The 7,098-nt window shown below is 67.4% G+C and carries 7 protein-coding genes; 5 read left to right on the plus strand and 2 right to left on the minus strand.

The genetic code is table 11. The annotated features are described in order from the left end of the window. Window positions 1-18: 18 nt before the first annotated feature. Window positions 19-1,131, minus strand: a complete 1,113-nt coding sequence (locus AC1DQP_RS13980; protein WP_478051828.1) for a PLP-dependent cysteine synthase family protein — start codon at window positions 1,129-1,131, stop codon at window positions 19-21. A 112-nt stretch (window positions 1,132-1,243) separates the two neighbouring features. Between AC1DQP_RS13980 and gloA the strand changes: the two genes are divergently transcribed. The 5 genes from gloA (at window position 1,244) to AC1DQP_RS14005 (ending at window position 6,170) form a co-directional block, all read left to right on the plus strand. After that, the gene (gene gloA / locus AC1DQP_RS13985; protein ID WP_457319554.1) at window positions 1,244-1,771 is read left to right on the plus strand and encodes a lactoylglutathione lyase; all 528 of its coding nucleotides are present in this window, start codon (window positions 1,244-1,246) and stop codon (window positions 1,769-1,771) included. Window positions 1,772-1,942: 171 nt separating this feature from the next. Further along, on the plus strand, window positions 1,943-2,371 hold the full coding sequence (locus AC1DQP_RS13990) for a VOC family protein (protein WP_457319555.1): 429 nt from the start codon (window positions 1,943-1,945) through the stop codon (window positions 2,369-2,371). 124 nt (window positions 2,372-2,495) lie between these two features. Next, complete coding sequence (locus AC1DQP_RS13995; protein ID WP_457319556.1) at window positions 2,496-3,341, plus strand: extracellular medium-chain-length polyhydroxyalkanoate depolymerase; 846 nt, start codon at window positions 2,496-2,498, stop codon at window positions 3,339-3,341. 77 nt (window positions 3,342-3,418) lie between these two features. After that, window positions 3,419-4,717, plus strand: a complete 1,299-nt coding sequence (locus AC1DQP_RS14000) for a putative DNA modification/repair radical SAM protein (RefSeq protein ID WP_478051829.1) — start codon at window positions 3,419-3,421, stop codon at window positions 4,715-4,717. A gap of 1 nt (window position 4,718) precedes the next feature. Further along, entirely contained in the window at window positions 4,719-6,170 is a 1,452-nt protein-coding gene (locus tag AC1DQP_RS14005; RefSeq protein WP_478051830.1) for a UdgX family uracil-DNA binding protein, read from the plus strand. Between the two features lie 209 nt (window positions 6,171-6,379). Here the strand turns inward: AC1DQP_RS14005 and AC1DQP_RS14010 are convergent, their stop codons facing one another. Continuing rightward, complete coding sequence (locus AC1DQP_RS14010; protein ID WP_312237140.1) at window positions 6,380-6,811, minus strand: CBS domain-containing protein; 432 nt, start codon at window positions 6,809-6,811, stop codon at window positions 6,380-6,382. Window positions 6,812-7,098: the final 287 nt, after the last annotated feature.

The following is a 7,098-nucleotide window of genomic DNA, read 5'->3' on the forward strand; positions in this document are numbered from 1 at the left end:
AACGGTCGGCTCTACAACTCAATACAGTGCCTCAAGCGACGTACAGGGCAACGCCGGCAAGCCCTGCCCGGCCACCGCCGCCGCAATCACCGCATCGGCCTGTTCCACGTCGATGCCCTGGCGCGGATACCACTCCGGGTTGTAGTAGCTGTGCGCGTAGCGCTCGCCGCTGTCGCACAGGATGGTCACGATCGACCCGCTGCGCCCGGCCTGGCGCATCAGCTCGGCGGCCTGCAGCACGCCGATGAAATTGGTGCCGGTGGACCCGCCGACGCGACGCCCCAGCTGGCGGCTCACGTGGCGCATCGCGGCCAGGCTCAGCGCATCGGGCACCTTGACCATCGCATCGACACTGGTCGGAATGAAGCTGGATTCCACCCGCGGCCGGCCGATGCCTTCCACCCGCGAGCCCCCGCTGCAGGTCAGCTCGCGCCACGGCTGGCCGGCCAGCGCCGCGCAGTAGCCGTCATAGAACACCGACACTTCCGGGTCGGCGCACAGGATGCGGGTGTCATGCCGGCGGTAACTGACGTAGCGGCCCAGCGTGGCCGCGGTACCGCCGGTGCCCGGGCTGCACACGATCCACTCTGGCACCGGGTTCGGTTCCTCGGCCATCTGCTTGAAGATGGACTCGGCAATGTTGTTGTTGGCGCGCCAGTCGGTGGCGCGCTCGGCGTAGGTGAACTGGTCCATGAAGTGGCCGCCGGTTTCGCGGGCGAGTCGCTCCGAATCGCCATTGAGATCGCAGGCGCGCTCGACCAGGTGGCAACGGCCGCTATGGAACTCGATCGCGGCGATCTTCTCCGGTGAGGTGGTGGCCGGCATCACCGCGATGAACGGCAGGCCCAGCAGCCGTGCGAAGTACGCCTCAGACACCGCCGTGGAGCCGCTGGAGGCCTCGATCACCGGGCGTCCCTCGCGCAGCCAGCCGTTGGTCAGCGCATACAGGAACAGTGAGCGCGCCAGGCGATGCTTGAGGCTGCCGGTGGGGTGGCTGGATTCGTCCTTGAAGTACAGGTCGATGCCGGCATGCCCGGGCAGATCCATCGGGATCAGGTGGGTATCGGCCGAACGGTTGAAATCGGCTTCGATCTTGCGGATGGCGGCAGCCACCCATTCACGCTGCGACATGGCCAGGACTGTGCAAGGAGACGCAGCATTCTACGTCGCCTTGCAGCCGCCCCGCTAAAATGGGCGCCATGGCCGTGAACCCACGGCCCCCGCTGCCACAGGATGTCCCCCCATGAGCCTTGCTTCCCTGCAGTCCCAGCCCGGCGTCGCCGCGCAGGTTCCGGCCGAAACCACCGGTTTCGTGTTCAACCACACCATGCTGCGCGTGAAGGACAGCGCCGCCTCGCTGGATTTCTACACCCGCGTGCTGGGCTTCCGCCTGATCGACCAGCGCGACTTCGCCGAGGCGCAGTTCAGCCTGTATTTCCTGGCCCTGCTGCCGGAAGGCACGCAGATCCCGGCCGGCGATGACGCGCGCCGCGTGTGGATGGCCGGCATCCCCGGCGTGCTGGAGCTGACCCACAACCACGGCACCGAGAGCCAGGACGGCCCGGTCTACCACGACGGCAACAGCGACCCGCGCGGTTTCGGCCACATCTGCGTGTCCGTGCCGGACATCCAGGTCGCCTGCAAGCGCTTCGATGCCCTCGACGTGCCCTACCAGAAGCGCCTCGAAGACGGCCGCATGAAGCATCTGGCCTTCATCAAGGACCCCGACGGCTACTGGGTGGAGATCATCTCCAACACCCCGGTCGCCTGATCCGGCAGCGGCGCCGTGCCCTTGGAGGGTGCGGTGTCCACGTGGGAACCGCCCCCCGGTCCGCATGCCGGGTGCGCTGTTGTCCGCCCCCCCCCACGCAGTCAGCAACGTGCATGTCGCGCCCTCCGCCCCGGTGTATACCTGTGCACCTGCCCATCCTTTGGAGTGCGCATGGAAACCATGGAACTGCATCGCGGCCGCCTGATCGACCACCTGCAACTGGTGGTCAAGGACCTCCCCGCCAGCCGCCGTTTCTATCAGGCGGTGTTTGACACCATCGGCATTCCCATCGCCGGCGAAGGCGACACCTACTTCTGGGCCGACGAACTGTTTGTTTCCAGCGCCGACAGCGACGCCGCGGCCGGTCGTCTCACCGGGCGCCACCACTTGGCGTTCCAGGCGCGCGACCGCGCCACCGTGGAGGCGTTCCACACGGCCGCGTTGGCCAGTGGCGGCACCGACAACGGCGCGCCCGGCGAGCGTCCGTATCATCCCGGTTACTACGCTGCCTTCGCGCTGGATCCGGATGACAACAACATCGAAGTGGTGTTCCATGGGCCGGCCAGCTACAGCGCCGATTCGGTGAAGGTCACCTTCTAGCCACGCGCTCGCGCCGCATTCACGCGGACGTGCTGGAATACCACTGCAACGGGGCGGCCGGGCAATGCCCGGCCCGCGATCTGGAACGCCGCGCCCACCGACGTGGCCTGGCAGGGAGCTCGGCATGCATCAGTTTCGTCTTCGTCCTTGGGCCCTGCTGCTCTGCCTGCTGGCATTGCCATGGGGCAACGCGCTGGCGCAATCGCGCTGCACCGAACGCGCACGCACGCTGCTACGGCCGGCGGAGGTCAGCTGTACCCATCAGACCGCCTGGATCGATTCGGGTGTGGTGGGACAACGCCGGGTCACCTACCAGCTGCCGGTCGGCACACCACCGCCGCAGGGCTGGCCGGTGGTGCTGCTGTACCAGGGGTCGTTCTTCCCGCTGGAAGACTTCCACTATGCCGACACCGACCCGTTTGGCGGTTTCCACGAAGGCAAGCTGATCCAGCGCCTGCTCGACCACGGCTACGCGGTGGTCGCGCCCGCCGCACCGGCCGATCTGTTCTGGCAGACCAACCTGCCCGGGCTGTCCAGCACCTATGAGCTGGGCACCGACTACGACTTCCTCGGCAACGTGTTCGATGCGATCGCCGCCGGCACGTTCGGCCCGCTCGATCCGCTGCGGCGCTACGCCACCGGCATTTCCAGCGGCGGCTACAACACCAGCCGCATGGCGGTGTCCTTCCCCGGCGAGTTCCGCGCGCTGGCCGTGCAGTCCGGTTCGTATGCGACCTGCGGTGGGCCGATGTGCACCGTGCCCGAGGTGCTGCCGGCCGACCATCCGCCGACGCTGTTCCTGCACGGTTTCATCGATCCGGTGGTGCCGTGGTGGACGATGAACGCGTATTACGGCCGCCTGCAGGCGCAGGGGATCGAGACCGCGCTGTACACCGAAGCGCTGGGTGCCCATGCCTGGTTCACCAGCTCGCCCGCCCGCATCGTGGCCTGGTTCGACGCACATCCCTGATGCCGCCGAAGATGAACTCTTCATCTTCCATACGGGCGATCTCACAGGATGAGACCGCCCTGCCCTAGCGTTTGCGCATGGAGACCATACACAAACTGGCGATCCTGGCCGATGCCGCCAAGTACGACGCGTCCTGTGCCTCCAGCGGCGCGGGGCGGCGCGATTCGCGCGCGTCCGGCGGCATCGGCAGCACCGACGGCCCCGGCATCTGCCACAGCTACACCCCCGATGGCCGTTGCGTGTCGCTGCTGAAGATCCTGCTGACCAATTTCTGCATCTACGACTGCGCGTACTGCGTCAACCGGGTATCCAGCAACGTGCAGCGCGCGCGGTTCAGCGTGGACGAGGTCGTCGCGCTGACCATGGACTTCTACAAGCGCAACTACATCGAAGGGTTGTTCCTTTCCAGCGGCATCATCCGCAACGCGGACTACACCATGGAGCGCATGGTCGAGGTCGCGCGCGTGCTGCGCGAGGAGCATCGCTTCGCCGGCTACATCCACCTCAAGACCATTCCCGAAGCGTCGCCGGAACTGCTGGCCGCAGCGGGTCGGTACGCCGACCGGCTGTCGATCAACATCGAGCTGCCGACCGAGGCGGGCCTGGCCAGCTTCGCACCGGAGAAATCGTTGCCCTCCATCCGCGGTGCCATGGGTGAGCTGCGCTGGCGGATCGAAGAGGCCAAGGAGGCCAGGAAGGGCGATGCAGCCGCAGCTGCCACGACCACGCCTGCGCCGCGTGTATCGCGTGCGCGGCCGCGCCCACCCAAATTCGCACCCGCCGGCCAGAGCACGCAGATGATCGTCGGCGCCGATGGTGCCAGCGACCAGCAGATCCTCACCGCGGCTGACAACCTCTACGGCAACTACCGCATGCGCCGCGTCTACTACTCGGCCTTCAGCCCCATCCCCGATGCGAGCCGGATCCTGCCGCTGCAGGCCCCGCCACTGGCGCGCGAGCATCGGCTGTACCAGGCCGACTGGCTGCTGCGCTTCTACGGCTATGGCGTGGAGGAGATCACCGATACCACCCAGGGCGGCATGCTCGACCTGGATATCGATCCGAAGATGGCCTGGGCGATCCGTCACCCGGAACGCTTCCCGGTCGACCTCAACATCGCGCCGAAGGAGCTGCTGCTGCGCGTACCCGGGCTGGGCGTGCGCAACGTCAAGCGCGTGTTGATGGCGCGTCGACACGTGCGCTTGCGCGTGGCCGACGTGGCGCGGCTGCGCGCACCGATGAGCAAGCTGCTGCCGTTCGTGCAGCTGGCTGACCACCATCCGCGCAAACAGCTGGACGACCCCGCCACGCTGCGTGCACGGCTGGCGCCGCCACCGCGCCAGGCCTCGCTGTTCCCTGACCTTGCCACGCACTGAGATGGCACGCTGGAGCGTACGCATCGACCCGGCGTGGTCGTTGGAGGCGTGGCGAGACGCCGCGCGCCTGGCCCTGCACCGTGGCATCGCGCCGGCCGAGCTGGACTGGCTGCAGGGGCAGGAGTCCTCGTTGCTGGACGCGCCCGCGTTGCCGCCGATGCGCGATGCCGACACCGCCGCAGCCGACACGCCCACCTACGTATCCAGGGCCTTCGTCGAGCTTGCCGCCACCTGCCTGTGCCACCGCGATCCACAGCGCATGGCATTGTTGTATCGGATGCTGTGGCGCATCGCGTCGGGCGAACGTGGGCTGCTGTCCATTCCCACCGACCCGGACGTGCAACGCGCGATGGCACTGGCCCAGGCGGTGCGCCGCGACACCCACAAGATGAAGGCGTTCGTGCGCTTCCGCGAAGTGCCCGGCGAGCAGGACGCCTTCATCGCGTGGTTCGAGCCGGACCACCACATCGTGGACCGCGTTGCACCGTTCTTCGCGCGTCGCTTCACCGGCATGCGCTGGGCGATCCTGACCCCGGCGCGCAGCGTCAGCTGGGATGGGCAGGCGCTGTCATTCGGCCCGGGCGGCAGGCAGGACGACGCGCCTGCCGAAGATGCGCGGGAAGAACTCTGGCGCACGTACTACGCCAACATCTTCAATCCGGCGCGGCTCAACACGCGGATGATGCAGCAGGAGATGCCGGTCAGATACTGGAAGCATCTTCCCGAGGCAAGCCTGCTGCCAACGCTGGTGCGTGATGCCGGCGACCGTGTGCAGGACATGCACGACCGTGGCGCGCAGGCGCCGCAGCGCCGCATCCCCGAACGCAGCATTGCGCTGCGTGCGCCGGCCACCGCCAATGGCGACGACCTGGATGCGCTGCGCACGGCGGCGGCGGGCTGCCGCCGCTGCCCGCTCTGGGAGCCGGCCACCCAGACCGTGTTCGGCGAGGGCCCGCGCGATGCGCAGGTGATGCTCGTAGGCGAACAGCCCGGCGACGCGGAGGACCTCAGCGGCCATCCGTTCGTCGGCCCGGCCGGCCAGCTGCTGGACCGCGCGTTGCGCGAGCTGGGCATCGATCGCAGCACGCTGTACCTGACCAATGCGGTCAAGCACTTCCGCTTCGAGCGGCGCGGCAAGCGGCGCATCCACAGCAAGCCACAGGTAACCCATATCAACGCCTGCCGCCCGTGGCTGCTGAATGAGATCGAGCAGGTACGCCCGGCGGTGATCGTCTGCCTGGGCGCCAGCGCCGCCTCGGCGGTGTTCGGGGCAGGGTTCAACCTGATGGAGAACCGTGGGCGCTGGCACGCACTGGACGACGGCACCCGGGCGTTCGCCACGGTGCATCCGGCATGGGTGCTGCGGCAGCCCGAAGGCGACGCGCGTGCGGCGGCATACCAGCTGTTTGTCGATGATCTTCGCCAGCTGACCGGTCCGCAGCGCGCGCGTTGATGGCCGACATGCAACGTGCCGGCCTGGTCGGGAAAATCTACCGGTTCAGCGCTGAAACGCCAGATAGCCCACAAGGGCGACGCAGTCCCCCGCATGCGGATCTGGGCCGAGCACCGCCAGGTTGAACAGGATCGACGCGGCAATGACCCTACCGGTGCCGACCTATTGTCGGTGCCGGCAGCGCCACGCCACGAGGTCGATCTGGTCGGTCAATGCGCCGCCATGTAGATGTCCTGCAGCACCGCCTTTTCCAGTTCCAGCTCGGTCAGCAGGTTCTTGACGATGTCGCCCAGGCTGAGAATGCCAACCAATTTGGCGTTCTCGGTCACCATCAGATGGCGGTGGCGCGAGTAGGTCATCAGCGCCATGGCCTGCTTGAGGGTCGCCTCCGGCGCGATGCCTTCCAGGCCAGCCGACGGCAAGCTGGAAATGACGCGCCTGCCGGCCTGCGGGCCGTCTTCGGCCAGACTGCGCACGATGTCTTTCTCGGAAATGATCCTTACCGGCGCATCATCCTTCATCACCACCAGGGCAGCGATCTTGTGCGCGCTCATCTTGTGCGCGGCTGCACCGATCGTGTCCTCCACGTCGATGGTGACGATGGCTTCTTTCTTGGATTGCAGAACTTCGCGGACGTTCATTCTTGTTTCCTGTTGCAGGTTACTGAAGTCGAGAGGTGCGCCTGGTTGCGGCGAGGCAGGCGGCACGGCGTGCGCCCGGTCCTCGGTCACTCGATTCTACGGCCGCACCTTGGCCCAGGAGTTTGCAGATCTGGGACAGTTCGTCGTCGAAAACGGCTGACGACCCCGAGAATGGCACCGCGGCTAAAACCGTCGCTGAACGCCGCCGCCGGGCACGACTAAAGTTCCGCGGCCCCCTGCCGGGTGGCGCGCCCCAATGGGGGCGACGCGGTGACCGCCTGCCCGGT

This window comes from Stenotrophomonas sp. P5_A8, from assembly GCF_056400545.1.

Excerpts from the sequence above, each read along its gene's own strand:
- AC1DQP_RS13980 (WP_478051828.1), bottom strand. The coding sequence starts at position 1,131 with ATGTCGCAGCGTGAATGGGTGGCTGCCGCCATCCGCAAGATCGAAGCC.
- gloA (WP_457319554.1), top strand. The coding sequence starts at position 1,244 with ATGAGCCTTGCTTCCCTGCAGTCCCAGCCCGGCGTCGCCGCGCAGGTT.
- AC1DQP_RS13990 (WP_457319555.1), top strand. The coding sequence starts at position 1,943 with ATGGAAACCATGGAACTGCATCGCGGCCGCCTGATCGACCACCTGCAA.
- AC1DQP_RS13995 (WP_457319556.1), top strand. The coding sequence starts at position 2,496 with ATGCATCAGTTTCGTCTTCGTCCTTGGGCCCTGCTGCTCTGCCTGCTG.
- AC1DQP_RS14000 (WP_478051829.1), top strand. The coding sequence starts at position 3,419 with ATGGAGACCATACACAAACTGGCGATCCTGGCCGATGCCGCCAAGTAC.
- AC1DQP_RS14005 (WP_478051830.1), top strand. The coding sequence starts at position 4,719 with ATGGCACGCTGGAGCGTACGCATCGACCCGGCGTGGTCGTTGGAGGCG.
- AC1DQP_RS14010 (WP_312237140.1), bottom strand. The coding sequence starts at position 6,811 with ATGAACGTCCGCGAAGTTCTGCAATCCAAGAAAGAAGCCATCGTCACC.